Origin of the sequence: Sphingobacterium spiritivorum ATCC 33861 (assembly GCF_000143765.1) — a bacterium.
In the GTDB taxonomy this organism is placed as follows: Bacteria; Bacteroidota; Bacteroidia; order Sphingobacteriales; family Sphingobacteriaceae; genus Sphingobacterium; species Sphingobacterium spiritivorum.
In genome coordinates, this window is record NZ_GL379771.1 from 721958 (window position 1) to 737938 (window position 15981).

At 33.7% G+C, this 15981-nt stretch carries 16 protein-coding genes; all 16 read right to left on the minus strand.

Features of this window, described 5'->3' with window-relative positions; genetic code table 11:
- Positions 1-2: 2 nt before the first annotated feature.
- A complete protein-coding gene (locus HMPREF0766_RS13120) occupies positions 3-1199 on the minus strand; it encodes an EpsG family protein (RefSeq protein ID WP_002998027.1) in 1197 nt (398 codons plus the stop codon).
- Complete coding sequence (asnB, locus tag HMPREF0766_RS13125) at positions 1200-3014, minus strand: asparagine synthase (glutamine-hydrolyzing) (protein ID WP_002998029.1); 1815 nt, start codon at positions 3012-3014, stop codon at positions 1200-1202.
- A gap of 2 nt (positions 3015-3016) precedes the next feature.
- Positions 3017-3880, minus strand: coding sequence for a glycosyltransferase family 2 protein (locus HMPREF0766_RS13130; RefSeq protein WP_002998031.1), 864 nt, complete (start codon positions 3878-3880; stop codon positions 3017-3019).
- Positions 3877-5331, minus strand: a complete 1455-nt coding sequence (locus HMPREF0766_RS13135; protein ID WP_002998033.1) for a lipopolysaccharide biosynthesis protein — start codon at positions 5329-5331, stop codon at positions 3877-3879. Before HMPREF0766_RS13135 ends, HMPREF0766_RS13130 begins: the two co-directional genes overlap by 4 nt.
- A gap of 155 nt (positions 5332-5486) precedes the next feature.
- Positions 5487-6785 carry a nucleotide sugar dehydrogenase gene (locus HMPREF0766_RS13140; RefSeq protein WP_002998035.1) on the minus strand — a complete coding sequence of 433 codons (1299 nt, stop codon included), beginning with the start codon at positions 6783-6785 and terminating at the stop codon, positions 5487-5489.
- Between the two features lie 28 nt (positions 6786-6813).
- Positions 6814-7782 carry an SDR family oxidoreductase gene (locus HMPREF0766_RS13145; RefSeq protein ID WP_002998037.1) on the minus strand — a complete coding sequence of 323 codons (969 nt, stop codon included), beginning with the start codon at positions 7780-7782 and terminating at the stop codon, positions 6814-6816.
- Between the two features lie 24 nt (positions 7783-7806).
- Positions 7807-8664, minus strand: a complete 858-nt coding sequence (rfbA, locus tag HMPREF0766_RS13150) for a glucose-1-phosphate thymidylyltransferase RfbA (protein WP_002998039.1) — start codon at positions 8662-8664, stop codon at positions 7807-7809.
- Between the two features lie 31 nt (positions 8665-8695).
- The gene (gene rfbD, locus HMPREF0766_RS13155) at positions 8696-9556 is read right to left on the minus strand and encodes a dTDP-4-dehydrorhamnose reductase (RefSeq protein ID WP_002998041.1); all 861 of its coding nucleotides are present in this window, start codon (positions 9554-9556) and stop codon (positions 8696-8698) included.
- Positions 9553-10101, minus strand: coding sequence for a dTDP-4-dehydrorhamnose 3,5-epimerase (rfbC, locus tag HMPREF0766_RS13160; RefSeq protein WP_002998043.1), 549 nt, complete (start codon positions 10099-10101; stop codon positions 9553-9555). Before rfbC ends, rfbD begins: the two co-directional genes overlap by 4 nt.
- A gap of 86 nt (positions 10102-10187) precedes the next feature.
- Positions 10188-10463, minus strand: coding sequence for a four helix bundle protein (locus HMPREF0766_RS13165; protein WP_002998045.1), 276 nt, complete (start codon positions 10461-10463; stop codon positions 10188-10190).
- 88 nt (positions 10464-10551) lie between these two features.
- The gene (gene rfbB / locus HMPREF0766_RS13170) at positions 10552-11601 is read right to left on the minus strand and encodes a dTDP-glucose 4,6-dehydratase (RefSeq protein ID WP_002998048.1); all 1050 of its coding nucleotides are present in this window, start codon (positions 11599-11601) and stop codon (positions 10552-10554) included.
- 247 nt (positions 11602-11848) lie between these two features.
- Positions 11849-12847, minus strand: coding sequence for a mannose-1-phosphate guanylyltransferase (locus tag HMPREF0766_RS13175; RefSeq protein WP_002998051.1), 999 nt, complete (start codon positions 12845-12847; stop codon positions 11849-11851).
- A gap of 197 nt (positions 12848-13044) precedes the next feature.
- Positions 13045-13398, minus strand: a complete 354-nt coding sequence (locus HMPREF0766_RS13180) for a four helix bundle protein (RefSeq protein ID WP_002998053.1) — start codon at positions 13396-13398, stop codon at positions 13045-13047.
- Positions 13399-13439: 41 nt separating this feature from the next.
- Positions 13440-13859, minus strand: a complete 420-nt coding sequence (locus HMPREF0766_RS13185; RefSeq protein WP_002998055.1) for an adenylyltransferase/cytidyltransferase family protein — start codon at positions 13857-13859, stop codon at positions 13440-13442.
- A gap of 89 nt (positions 13860-13948) precedes the next feature.
- Positions 13949-15247: a nucleotide sugar dehydrogenase gene (locus tag HMPREF0766_RS13190; protein ID WP_002998057.1), complete on the minus strand. Its 1299-nt coding sequence runs from the start codon at positions 15245-15247 to the stop codon at positions 13949-13951.
- A gap of 57 nt (positions 15248-15304) precedes the next feature.
- Complete coding sequence (locus tag HMPREF0766_RS13195; protein WP_002998060.1) at positions 15305-15757, minus strand: adenylyltransferase/cytidyltransferase family protein; 453 nt, start codon at positions 15755-15757, stop codon at positions 15305-15307.
- Positions 15758-15981: the final 224 nt, after the last annotated feature.

The following is a 15981-nucleotide window of genomic DNA, read 5'->3' on the forward strand; positions in this document are numbered from 1 at the left end:
AATTAATATATTAAATCACCACTTGACATTGGTTTTTTAAAAAGAATGTCGAAAAATAAAAAACTATCTCCATCCATATAACTTTTCTCAATATTATATCTGGTGACAATGATTTGAGTAATTAAAACACAAATAAAAAATCCAATAAAAAAAAGAGGTGCTTTTTTTACCTTAGATGCTTGCATATCCAATATGAGGATAATTACAAAAAACATTTTAATAAATAGACTATATCGCAAATAAATGGTTGGTATGGAATAAAAAACATTTAAGACGGCAATCAATAGAAAGGCAATCAAGTGGTATTGTTGCTTTGTTTTAATTTTAAACAAAAGATAAATATACATCGCATAGATCCAAACATTCTGCACCAAATATATCATCATCCCACCAAAACCACCCTCTCTTATACCTTGTGTTACAAAATCCTTATCCGCCTTTATGTAAGCGTCACTCTTTGAAGCTAATGCCCCACCAAAACCAATTGAACTAAAGATACTTATTAGAAAATCCTTTGGTAATAATAGAAAAAGGAAAGAAAATAAAAAGGCAGCTTTAATCAAATAGTGCTTATGAATGATGAACTTTATAAAAAAATAAGCAAAAGCAAAAACAAGTAACCCAAAATGAATATTTATAGAAAGGAGAAGAAGTAGTATTGGTATCCACTTTTTGTTAAGAAAAAATCCTTGAAAATAAGCATATAAAGTAACACTTGCAGCTAGCATAAACCTAGTTCCAGAAAACAAATCCAAAAAAGAAATAGACGTTACAACCAATATCAAGGATATAAGAAACTCTTTCCTATTTAATTTAAGAAAAAGTACTATCTCTGACCATATATTAAATAGGAGACCAACTGCAATAATAGTTACAGTAAAAAATACTATTTGAACCTTTATTCCGATATCAGATGCTATCTTAAATAGCAACTGGAGAATAAAATCCTGACTATTTGATAAATTGTAAAGAATAAAAGGTATATAATTCCAACTTTTGAAATCTTCGTAGATTTCAATATATCTTGACTTATCATCTGAATAGTTAGGAATGTATAAATAGCTCAATATGCCTATAAATACAATAAACAGCGTTAACGCAAACTTAGATTTCTTAATAATTCCTACTAATATAGTAGGCAAAGCCAAAAAAGGAGATATTAAAAAGAGTAAAATATTTATAATATTAATTGGCATCATCTAAAATGATATATTAAATTCTTCACACCACAAAGCTAAAATATATAGTTTCCATATACTAAAAGAATAATCATATTTATTTTCTAAGTGCTCGCCGAGCTGTTTCTTGAATTTTAACACATCTAAATTCGGAACGGAATGTAAGAATGCATCATTTAATTTAGACAAAATATCATCTTTCAACTCCCCTCGAATCCATGCATTTAATGGAATAGCAAAACCTTTTTTAGGCTGTGTAAAAACTTCTTCAGGAATATATTCTTTTAAAATATCTCTAATGATTCTCTTTGTAACTCCATTTTTAAACCGGTATGAAATAGGTAAGGTTCTGGCAAACTCAATAATCCTATAATCCAAAAACGGACTTCTTGATTCGACAGAGAAAGCCATACTGGCTCTGTCAACCTTTACATTGCTATCATTCTCAAGCCATAATTTTATATTGAAATCTGCTGCTCGTTGTAAAGGTTCTTTTGATAGTTTTCTAAATTGAGGATAATATTTGTCAACCCATGTATAATCTTTTTTAAGATTTAAAGAATCAAATGAAGTAAATATCTTCACTATAAGCTCATTTTCGTCCTTAGAAGACAAAAAACCTTTCAACGTTTCTGGTCTTGTTCCTAGAATAATATGATAAGGTATTTTACTTAATGCTTTTCTGATTGTGAAAGGAATACCAGCAACTTTTTTGAATTTATCTACTAACATTAAATGCCAGTAACCAATAAAGCTTTCATCTCCACCATCACCAGAAAGTGCTACAGTAACATCATCTTTAGTTATTTTATTTAACAGTAATGAAGGCAGAGCAGAACTATCTGCAAAAGGTTCATCATAGACTTTAGTAAAGTCTTTTAACATTTGTAAAATCTGCTCCGGATTACATAACGTTTCCTTATGGTTACTCCCTATAATACTTGCATATTGCTGTGCTATCTTACTTTCATCATATTTAGGATCTTCAAAAGCTATTGTAAATGTATTGATAGGAACTGAAGAATGCTTAGCAGCAATAGCAGAGACTAAAGCCGAATCAATACCTCCTGATAAAAAAGAACCTAAGGGTACATCTGCCTGCATTCTTATTTTTACAGCATTAATTATTAAAGCATGTAGTTGTTCTTTTGCTTCTCCATACGTTAGAGTTGTGGTTTCAACTTCTTTTAAATCCCAATATTTTTCTATTTTTTTTGTTTTATTATTTAAATCAATAGATAAAGTATGTCCAGGCTGAAGCTTGAATACATCTTCAAAGATTGTTAATGGACTTGGAATATATCCACAATCCAGATAAATGGAAACTGCTTCTTTAGATATCTGAAGGTTTTTATTTACCAAAGGTCTTAATTGGCTACAAATCTCATAAGCCCCGTCTTTCCAATAATAGAAAAAAGGTTTTACTCCTAACCGGTCTCTTGCACAAAATATCTCACCTTTTACCTCATCATAAATAGCAAAAGCAAACATTCCGTTAAGACGAGATACGAATTCCTTTCCCCAATATGCATAGCCTTTTATAAGTACTTCAGTATCACTGGTTGTCTCAAAACTAAATCCACAACTGATCAATTCCTCTCTTATGTCTTTGAAATTGTATATTTCGCCATTAAAAACAATATGAAATTGTTCAAAAGAATAAGGTTGATTAGATCTTTTATCTAAATCCAATATAGCTAAACGTAAATGACCTAAAATTATTTCCTTAACTTTATTAATCTGTAAATTATCAGGTCCGCGAAAAGAAATCGAATTCAATTTCTTTCGTACTTGTTCTTCTTTGCAACTGAAATTAGTTAAATATATTCCGCACATACTTAAAATGTTTTTAAAAGATTTCTAACAAATCTTAGATCAAAAGGTTTCTTTCTAAAGCCCCGAAAATTATAATACCAGCCTAGTTTCTTCTGTCCTTTTAGTATATAAAAATATGATAAAATATATTCAATTCGAGCCATTATATTTTTACTAACCCTAAAAATATCATCACCATACTCATCAACAATAAATTTATATCCCTGGATTGAATTCTCAATCTTTGTAAGAGACATTTTTTCATTTGATATACTATCATGCCCAATGTGATATGTTCGCACAATAGAATCAGAAAAAAATTGCTTTTCCTTTTTTGCTAATCCAATATAAGCAATCACTTCAAATGCTCTAATGTTTTCGTTGTATCGGAACCCATTTTCAATTATCTGTCTTCTGTATGTACATACCCACTCCCCAATATTAAAAAGATTTTTTATAAAATAGTCAAAATCTACAACCTTATTATTATGCATAGGATTACTTGCTTCTTTACCACTGCTATCGACCACTCTAAACCTGAAACAACTTATTTCCGCATGTTCATCCATTATGCTGATCATATCGGCTAAAGCAGTAGGCATAAATTCATCATCACTATCTAAAAAAGTTATCAAATCACTATCTGATGCTATCTGACTTAACCCCATATTACGTGCAACACTTACACCTTTATTTTCTATACACTGATGATATTTAATTCGAGAATCATGTGTATATTTCTGTACGATCATTTTCGTGTTATCGGCTGAAGCATCATCAATAATTAACATCTCAAAATTCTGATGACTTTGATTCAAAATAGATTGTATTGCTCTTTCTATCAAATCACCTCTATTATATGTTGGAGTAATGATACTTATTTTCATTTTTTTATCATTTTTGATTTTACAATGTCAAATAAATCATCTGTTTGTGTGAATCTTAATAATTTTGCCACAAAAAGGAATAAAATCAAATTAAAGAATGTAAGTAATAACATATAAGAATAAGACAAATTCATATTCGGTATTATCATTCTAAAAAAATAATATGAAGCAAATAAAGACAAACTTAAACATAGAATTTTTGTAACATCTATAAGTTGTTCAAAGAAACTATATGGAATCACCTTAGCTGAATAATAAATATTCAATAGAAATAGTATTACCGCATTGATCAAGAAACTTATAACGAGTGCCTGTATTCCCTTGAAATAAGCTATAAAAACAATAATTGAAATAACTATTTTCATGATGATTTCCATTTTTAATATCAAATCTGTCCTCCCCATAATTTTTAAAGTGTTTGTATTGAGAGAATGGAGTGGCAGAAAAATACCGGCATAACAAAATATCGAAAAATAGGTAGATGCTACAGACCAGTCTTTTCCCAATATTTTAATAAAAAAAATATCTCCCCAAAAGGAGATAGAAATCATAATAAATGAAATAACAAATATGCTATAAGTAATAAATTTTTTAAACTTTATTTTTAATTGATTTACATCATTTTGATACTCTGCTAAAATTGGAAAAGAAACTTTCCCAATCATCATTATCAATACTGTTGAAGGGTATTGAGAAAATGTATTGGCCCTGTCAAAAAAACCTAAACTTCTTAATGGAAAGAACTTACCGATAACAATATTATAAATATTATTGAAGATATTTCCTAAAATACCTGTCAGTAATAGTTTATAACCAAAATCAAAATGTTTTTTAAATTTTTTTCTTGAGAATACAAGAGAGGGTTTCCAATCACAAAGTGTCCAAAATATCAAAATATTTACAATCTGAATACTTAAATAAGAATAAACCAAACTCCACACACCATATCCGTAGTAACCTCCCATTACTCCTACAGTAGATCCCATCACAACTCCAGGAATGTTATAAATTGTAATTTTTTTAAAATCTAATCTTTTAATCAAAATTGTTATCTGAACAGCATATAAAGATGACAGAATAAATATAAGTCCATACATCCTTAAAATATCGATTAATATAGGTATATTATAAAATGAAGCTATCCAAGGGGCACATGCAAAGAGTAATACATACAAAATAATGCTGCTAATAATATTAGTTATAAATACTGTAGAATAATCGCTATTATCTATATCCTGAGATCGTATCAACGAACTTGTAAGTCCTGCATCAATTAATGTATTGGCTATGGCAATAAAAATAGTTACCATACCTATTAACCCGAAATCTTCAGGACTCAAGAGTTTCGCTAAAAAAATATTTGTTGCAAAAGAAATACCTTTGACAACAAAATTATCTAAAAAGGTCCATATTAAACCTGAAATTGTCTTATTCTTAAAAGAATTTTCCATTATAAATATCCTTTAATTTCGTCAAACTGAAACTAGCTAGATGAAATTATTACATCAAAGCACAAACTCATTATAAAGGCAAACGACAATCTTCTTCGTATTATTAAAAGGAAATATCCAAAAATTTGCAACAGCATTTATCAAAAAAATATCCATCACAATTTACCATCACAATTCTTAAAAACACCTTTAACATCATAAATAATTCCATTACCTTGTTCTAAAAACTGTGATAAATCCATTTCGAAGAACTCCTTATGAGCTACCCCAACCACAACTGCTTTAAAACTATTTTTTGTAATATCAGTATAATTAATATCATTCACTGTTTTAAGACCATATTCTTTCATGACGTCTTCCGGTTTTGCCCATGGATCCAAAATCGTTACCTTCATCGAATATTCTTCTAAGGCTTTTATTACATCTACAATTTTTGTATTACGAACATCTGGACAATTCTCCTTAAATGTAATCCCTAACATCAGGATTTCTGCTCCATTTACGTTAATACCTTTTTTTATCATCAATTTGACAACCTGAGAAGCTACATATTCACCCATACTATCATTTAATCTTCGTCCAGCTAATATAATCTCTGGATGATATCCATGTTCCTGTGCTTTCTGTGCCAGATAATATGGATCTACACCTATGCAATGACCACCTACCAATCCCGGTTTGAATGGTAAAAAATTCCATTTTGTTCCGGCAGCTTTCAGAACCGCATGAGTATCTATATCTAAAATATTAAAGATCTTTGCAAGCTCATTTACAAAGGCAATATTGATATCGCGTTGTGAGTTCTCTATAACTTTTGCCGCCTCAGCAACTTTTATTGTCGGTGCTAAATGCGTACCGGCAGTGATAACAGACTTATAAACATTATCTACATCTACACCAATTTCGGGAGTAGATCCGGATGTAACTTTTAATATTTTTTCTACGGTATGTTCTTTATCTCCCGGATTGATTCTCTCCGGTGAATAACCAGCATAGAAATCGACATTAAACTTTAAACCCGATATTCTTTCCAATACAGGAATACATTCTTCCTCTGTAACACCTGGATAAACTGTTGATTCATAAACCACGATATCTCCTTTTTTCAATACTTTACCTACAGTCTCTGAGGATTTATATAATGGAGTCAGATCAGGTCTGTTATGTTTATCTACCGGGGTAGGAACTGTTATTACATAGAAATTCGCTTCTTCAATATCACTCAGATTATTGGAACAATAAAGACCGTTAGTATTTGAAGAATAAGGGTTTTTATCCTGCAAAACATCTTGTAAAATATTGTCTTCAACTTCTAAAGTTACATCTTTTCCACTCATCAGTTCTGTAATGCGTTTTTGATTAATATCAAAACCCACTACAGGATATTTTGTGGCGAACAAACGAGCTAATGGTAAGCCTACATATCCTAAACCTATTACAGCTATTTTTTTCATTTTTATATTTTATGGAAGTTGAGAATAATTATTTCAGATTTTGCCAGTACCATTTTACAGCCTCTTTGAGACCTGAACGTATGGTATGACTTGGTTCATATCCTAATAAACGACGAGCCTTTTCTACAGAAGCGAGAGAATGAGGTATATCTCCCTGACGATTAGGTCCGTGAATGACTTCTACATTTGCTATTTCGCTGTCATATTCACTTAGAGCGTCTTTCAAATAGGCTAACAATTGGTTTAAAGTAGTACGGTCACCAACAGCAGTATTATACACTGTATTCACCGCTTCGCTGTTAACTGTATTCATAGCCAATTCATTCATCTGAATGACATTATCAATATAGGTAAAATCTCTTGAATAGTCTCCGCTGCCATTAACAACCGGACTTTCATGTTTCATAAGCTGCTTTACAAATAATGGAATAACTGCGGCATACGCTCCATTTGGATCCTGACGACGTCCGAATACATTAAAGTACCGTAATCCGATCGTTTCTAATCCGTATGTTTTAGAAAAAATTTCTGCATAAAGCTCATTAACATATTTCGTTATGGCATAAGGCGAAAGAGGTTTTCCTATTTTTTCTTCTATCTTAGGCAATGCTTCTGAATCTCCATAGGTAGAGGATGAAGCTGCATAAATAAAACGTTTTACGTTCGCATCACGGGCTGCAACAAGCATATTCAAAAAGCCTGAAACATTGACTTCATTGGATGTCTGAGGGTCTTTAATAGAACGAGGTACTGATCCTAACGCTGCCTGATGCAAAACATAATCAACACCTTTGACTGCCTTTTCACAGTCAGAAACATTTCGGATATCTCCTTCAATCAATTCAAAATTGGTATTGTGAGCATGCTGTTCTAAATTATGTCGATGCCCAGTCGCAAAATTATCCAAAACCACAACCTGATGACCTTTTGACAAAAAGTATTCTGTTAAATTTGATCCGATAAAACCTGCGCCGCCAGTAATTAATATTTTACTCATGAATTATTTATATGATTTAGCTTTCTATTTCAAATTTATTAAATACTCCCCATAGCCGCTTTTGCTCAACGGTTCTGCCAGTTTTATTAACTGATTTTTATTGATATACCCCATACGAAAAGCAACCTCTTCGATAGCTCCAATCTTTAAATCCTGTCGCTCTTCAATAACCTGCACAAATTGTGCCGCCTGCATTAAGGATTGAATAGTACCTGTATCCAGCCAGGCGGTACCTCTATCAAAAACACCTACTTTTAAATTACCTCTCCTTAAATATTCTTTATTGACATCTGTGATTTCCAATTCACCACGTGAAGATGGTTTAATATTTTTGGCAATTTCTACAACATCATTATCATAGAAATAAAGCCCCGGAACAGCATAATTGGATTTTGGTTCTTTAGGTTTTTCTTCTATTGATATGACATTTTTTTGTTCATCGAACTCTACTACACCATATCTCTCCGGATCACGCACAGGATAAGCAAATATACAGCCTCCTTCAATAGCTGCACAAGACTGAAGAAGTTTCGACATACCTGATCCATAAAAAATATTATCTCCTAATATTAATGCGACCTTGTCACTCCCGATAAATTCAGCTCCTAATATAAATGCCTGAGCTAATCCATCAGGGCTTGGTTGCTCTTTATATGAAAAATTGCATCCCAATTGAAAACCATCACCCAATAACTTTTCAAAATGAGGTAAATCCTGTGGAGTAGAAATAATAAGAATATCCCGGATACCAGCCAGCATTAATGTAGACAAAGGATAATAAATCATAGGTTTATCATATACAGGCATTAACTGCTTCGAAACAGCCAATGTCAGTGGATGTAAACGTGTACCGGATCCTCCGGCTAGAATTATTCCTTTCATTTTATTGTAAAGTCGTTACAAAGTAATATGGTTATCTAATTTCATTAAGTTGCATTAACGTCTGCCTCAAACTATCTTTCCAGTAAGGTACATTGACCCCAAAAATACGTTTAATTTTTGATTTGTCGAGAAGTGAAAATTGAGGACGTTGAGCTGGTGTAGGGTAATTATTCGTTGAAATAGCCCGTATATTACAACTCAATCGGTTGAAATCTTTTATTGCTAAGGCAAAATCATACCAGCTAATTTCCCCATCATTTGAATAATGATAAATTCCTCCTTCCCATTTTGCCGCGTCTATAATATGTACTATTGCACTTGCTAAATCCTTGGCAGCGGTTGGTGAACCAATCTGATCAGAGACCACTCCTATTTCTTCTCGCTCCGTCATCAATCTGATCATCGTCTTCACAAAATTCTTGCCATAAACAGAATAAACCCATGAAGTCCGAATAATAATTGCATCCGGACATAATCTTTGTATAATCTGTTCGCCTTTTAGCTTTGTTTTTCCATATACGCTTATCGGCCCTACAGAAGAATCCTCTGATAATGCAACAGCAGATTTACCATCAAAGACATAATCTGTAGATATGGCGATCAACCTTGTCCCATGAATAGCACAATATTCTGCAATCTGTTCAGAAGCCAAATGATTGATCGCATCTGCCAGTTCAGGTTCTGATTCAGCGAGATCTACAGCTGTATAGGCTGCTGCATGAATAATCAGATCCGGCTCATACATGGCCAGTATATTCTGAATTAGCATTGTTTGCTCTAATGGCAATTGCTTTCGGTCGAGAAAGAATGTTTCTACATCTTGCCTTTCGTTATAAATCTCTCTCAATTCAGAGCCTAACTGTCCGTTGGCTCCGGTAATTAGTATTTTCATACTCCAAAAACCTCCTTAAAACCTTTAGCTTCCTTGTCCTTATCAGATAGTATCATTTCTTCTACAGGAATCTTCCAATCAATTGCTAAATCTTCATCTAATGGATGAACTCCGCATTCAGATTCTTTATTATAGAAATTATCACATTTATAAAAAAAAGTTGCGGTTTCACTTAACACGACAAAACCATGTAAAAATCCTCGCGGAACAAATAGCTGCAGATTATTGTCAGCAGATAGTCTGACTGCAACGTGTTGGCCAAACGTAGATGATCCGGCACGTACATCTACAGCAATATCAATTACCTCCCCTTCTAAAACCCGAACCAGTTTAGCTTGTGCATAATCTCCAGCTTGAGCGTGCAATCCCCGCAACACCCCTCTTGTGGAATAAGATTGATTATCCTGAACAAAATGAGTACTTGTACCGGTAAGATCATTAAAGGTCTTTTCATTAAAGCTCTCCATGAAATAACCACGCGAATCGCCATACTTATCTGGCTCTAACACAAAACACCCCTGAAGCTTTGTTTCTGTAGATTTCATATTTAATTTGTTGATATAACTTATAATGATAAATGGTTAAAGGATATTAGCATCTTTATTATTTAAACTCGTGATAAGTTTAGCGATCATATTTTAATAAAATGTATTTGCTTAAAGATATCTTTATTCTTTTGCATAAATCCTAAACGGACAGAAATTTCCAATTGTGTTTCGAGTTCATTTGTCGATCCCAATGCAATATAAAGAAACCTGATAAATTCGACCTTTCCTCTTCTTCCAGCATCCTCCGCAATATTAGATGGAATTGAAACTACTGATCTTTTAATCTGACTGGTTAGACCAAACATTTCCTCTTTTGGAAAGTTTGCAGCAATTCTATAGATATCTTCAACAAGTATCATACTCTCTTGCCACAGCTTTAAATCCTTATGCGAAGTAACATATTATCCCCTCTAACTTTATACCCTTATAACCTCTTAACCTTTGTAACTATCTATACTGCTCTTCATAATACTTTTGATAATCTCCTGAGGTTACATTGTCCAGCCAATCCTGATTATTGAGAAACCAATCGATAGTTACAGAAAGTCCCTCTTCAAAAGTAACTGATGGTTGATAACCAAGTTCCTGATTTATTTTTGTTGCATCAATAGCATAACGGAGGTCATGTCCGGGCCGATCTTTGACATAGGTAATTAACTGATCCGCAGTGCCTGCCGGCTTTCCCAATTTCTCATCCATCTGTTTACATAATTCTTTGACCAGATCAATATTTTGCCATTCGTTAAATCCACCTACATTATAACTTTCACCACTTTTCCCCTGATGATATACCAGATCAATGGCCTTAGCATGATCAATTACAAAAAGCCAGTCACGTGTATACTTACCATCACCATAAATAGGAAGTGGCTTATTATTTAAAATATTATGTATACATAAGGGAATAAGCTTTTCAGGGAAATGGTTTGGACCATAATTATTCGAACAATTGGTCAATACAATAGGTAAACCATAGGTATCATGATAGGCTCTTACAAAATGATCCGATGAAGCTTTCGAAGCTGAATAAGGAGAATGTGGATCGTATTTAGTATCTTCTGTAAATAATCCGGTAGAACCTAATGCGCCAAAAACCTCATCTGTGGAGACATGATGGAAACGTTTTCCCTCATAATTATCCCTCCATATTTCTTTAGCAGCATTCAGTAAATTAACAGTTCCTATAACATTCGTCATAACAAAAGCTGTTGGATCTGAAATAGACCGATCTACATGGGACTCTGCTGCCAAATGTATAACTCCATCCGGTTGATAATTTTTAAAAATCTCTATTATATGATTTGCATCTGTAATATCTGCCTTTACAAATTTGTAGTTGGATCGGTCTTGTACATCCTTTAGGTTTTCTAAATTACCAGCATAGGTTAAAGCATCCAGGTTGACAATATGATAATCCGGATATTTTATAACGAACTCTCTTACTACATGAGAACCTATAAAACCTGCCCCGCCCGTAATAATAATAGTTTTGTTCATTGTTGATGTTGTTATACGTGGTTGATAAAGTTAAGAAAATTGATACGCTTTATAGGATTAACACTTTGTTTATACATCGTATTGATGAAAATGAAAGTATTAGTAATCCGGAAATCTTTCTGTTCTTTTGTTTCAAATAATGTTCAAAAGGTTGATATAGTAAAATTCCTTTATCTAATAAATTTACATCCTTATGTACTGCAATTATCAACTATTTAAATTTACTAACTCTATTAATCTTTAATTATCAATCTATCAATTTCGACTGATGCCTTTCCAAAGTATTATAAATCTTCTTGACATCCTGTGATTTTTCTTTCTGTAAAATCAGGAAAGCATCTTTAGTATACACCAGAATAGTATTTTTTAATCCCACAAAAGCAGTATAGGTATCAGTACCGATTACCATATTGCCATTTTCATCTACCGGATGACCCGTCTGTTTTAGATAATCATACATAGATTCAAAAGATCCCAGATCCGACCAGTTGAAATGAGTCGCCACAACACGAATTTTCTTTGAGCGTTCCATGACTGCATAATCTATACTAATGGCAGGAATTTCCTTAGACAACTGTTCATCTAGCAAGTTGTCTTTTCGATGTTTCCATGCTGCTAAAGCCGTAGCATATACTTTTGGTTCAAATTGTTGTAATTCCTGTAGAAAAGTATCTGCTCTGAAACAGAACATTCCCGAGTTCCACAGAAAATTTCCCCGTTCAATAAAATCTTCTGCAGTATCCTGATTTGGCTTTTCTCTGAAGGAGATAACCTGATCGCCCTGATACTCGATATAGCCATATCCCGTTTCAGGGCGTGTGGCCTGTATACCAAAGGTTACTATATATCCCTGAGAGGCCTTTTCAATCCCCTTTTTCATCGATTCTTCATAGGCCTGTTCGCCTACAATCACGTGATCTGAAGGGGTTACGATCAGAATATCATCTGATTTAGCAGCAAAGGCAGCAAAAGCAATTGCCGCAGCCGTATTTCGGGGAGTGGATTCAACTATATCTATATATTGTATGCCATTATTTTCCATCACTTCGCGACTAAGCTGATGGTTATCTCTGTTACCAACAACAATAACCTGATCAGCCAAAGTCTGATTACGATTGACCGTCATTTCAAATAATGAACCTTCTTTGAAAAGACTCAGATATTGCTTGGGATAGCTCTTACGTGACAAAGGCCACAAACGGCTTCCGACTCCGCCAGAGAGAATAACGTGTACAATATTGCTCATGTTTATGTTGTTACTATATTATTAATAATGTTAAAAGGGTTGATAAAGTTTATATGGTTGATAGTGTTAACACTTTCGTTACATCTCTTGTTTATGATATTTAAAGTAAGTAACATTGACATTATTCTATTTTTGAAATATTGTTCGAAAATTTGATATAATAAAAGGTTTTTTCTAATTAGATTCCTAAACATCTTTTAACTCCTGGATTTTAGATTCTTAATCAGATTTGAAAGCATACTTTTGATAAAGTGAACCTTTGAGTTATACATATCTACATCATTAATAAAACCCAATCTGAATGCTATTTCTAATTGCGTCTCTAATTCACTCACTGAACCTAAAGCAATATATAAAAATCGTATATATTCAGCATTACTTTGACGGCCAGCACCTTCTGCAATATTAGAAGGAATTGAAATTGCCGCTCTCTTTATCTGGCTAGTCAAGCCAAATAATTCATCTTTTGGAAAGACAGCAACAATCTCATAAATAAGCATAACCAAATCCATTGATTCCTGCCAGACTTTAAGATCCTTATGACTCGCCATTATTAACTATATAAACCCTCTCAACTGTATAAACTATATCCCTATTTATCCGACTCTTTCTCTGCGACTACCTTTCTTAACCCGCTACTGGAGAACCGGTGTGTCCTTTTATTATAATAGATCTCAATACCTTTATCCACACAATATTGACGTCCGGTAAAATCCTTATCCCGATATTCCTCTCCGATAATACGAATATCAATAGGCATTCCCTGGATAATATCTGCCAGATCCTGTTCACTGGTGTAAGGAACAATTTCGTCCACATAACGGCAGCCTTCCAGTTGAATATACCGTTCAACAATAGTCTGTGTAGGCTTATTTTTCTCCGGAAAGACCTCTGATGGATCTGTATTCAATCCTACAATCAGGTAATCACAATTTCTCTTTGCTTCTTCCAGCATCATAATATGTCCGGCATGAAGCAAATCAAAAACGCCAAATGTAATCCCTATTTTCATATGTAAATTGTATTAGTCAAAATTAATAATTAAAACAACACTCTTGTCAAAAAACACAACTTGATTCCCTGTTCTCTAATATATTGAAATCACAGTCGGGCATCTACTGATTGCTTATCCCAAAATCCTTTTGCATCAAATATTACTCCATTTTCTTTGACCAGAGATCGGGGTTCAATCTCCCCGAACTGATGGTGAGCAACAGCTAATACAGCTCCATCATAGAATACAAGAGAAGGAAGCTCCTTTAAAATACGGATATTATGTTCTTTTTCAAATGCCTCCTCATCTACCCATGGATCATAGACATCTACAGTAAGTCCAAAATCCTGCAGCTCACGGATAATATCCATTACTTTTGTATTCCGGTAATCTGCACAATTCTCCTTAAATGTAACGCCCAATATTAAGACTCTTGCACCCATTAAAGCGGTTTCTCTGGAGATCATAAGCTTTATTAACTTTTTGGCAATAAAAGTGGCAATCATATTATTCACCTGACGACCCGATAAGATCACCTGAGGATGATAGCCCAGACGTGTTGCTTTGTATGTCAGGTAATAGGGATCTACGGAGATACAATGTCCGCCGACTAAACCGGGCTTATATTTTAAAAAGTTATATTTTGTTCCCGCAGCTTCCAACACCTCATTAGTATCAATTCCCATGCGATCAAAGATCAACGCCAGTTCATTTACAAAAGAAATATTGACATCCCGTTGTGCATTCTCTATCGCTTTAGAAGCTTCCGCAACTTTAATAGATGGAGCAAGATGTGTTCCAGCTGTAATAATCTGTTTGTATAACTGATCAATGACATCAGCGATTTCAGGTGTTGAACCCGAAGTCACTTTTACTACTGAAGACAAGGTATTTATTTTATCTCCCGGATTAATTCGCTCAGGCGAATATCCCACGAAAAAGTCTCTATTAAATGTGAGCCCGGATTCTCTTTCCAAAAGAGGCACACATTCTTCTTCTGTACAGCCCGGGTAAACTGTAGATTCATAGATTACAATATCTCCTCTTTTTAATACACTTGACACAAGACGAGTCGCGGATAAAAGAGGCTGCAGATTTGGGGTATTAAAAGCATCAACGGGTGTAGGCACGGTAATAATATATACCTGAGCATCTCTTATATCCGTAAGATCACTACTGGCTACATAACCTGTAATAGAAGAAGATTCTTCCCTATTAATCAGGGCTAGCAATTCTTCTTTAGAGATTTCCAAAGTACGATCATATCCGCTATTAAGCTCAGCAACTCTGGTTTCATTAATATCAAATCCGGTAACCTGATGATACTTTGAAAAGGCCAGCGCCAAAGGTAACCCCACATATCCCTGTCCGATAACAGCGATGTTCATGCTATCCTGCATATCCATGTATTATGGTAATTTTTATACTTCAAAAAAAGACTTTTGAAGTATGGTTGTACGATCTTATGACTGTGTATTTTGTGCTTCCTTCTCAGCCACAATACGACGGAGGCCTGAGCTCGAGAAGCGATGGTCACGGCTATTGAAATAGAGCTCAATACCATTTTCTTCACAATATTGACGTCCGGTAAAATCACGCTCTCTGTATTCATCCCCTACAATTCGAACATCAATTTTGAATGCCCTCAAAATATCTTCCAGATCCTGTTCTGTAGCATAAGGAACAATCTGATCGACATATTTACATCCTTTGAGCTGGATATAACGCTCTACAACAGTCTGCGTAGGTTTATTTTTTTCAGGACGATCTATGGTAGGATCTGTCTGAAGTCCGCAGATTAGAAAGTCACACTGACGTTTAGCATCTTCCAGCATTTTGATATGACCGGCATGAAGCAGATCAAATGCACTAAATGTGATGCCTATACGGACATCTTTATGTTGTATATCTTTCATTTTAATTTTATATCATCTTTTGAAAGTATAAAATTACCACTTTATACTAATCCACTTATCAAAAGTCCAACAGCAATAAGCAAATTATATGCCTTATATACGCATTTAATAAATAAAGATAATTTAATCTCTTTCAATTGTAAAGTTAGCAATAATGAATTGATTAATTGGCCACCTAATAAGTGAAACAGTACCTATCTTGCTTAAGCATCTGCTTAGAGCTA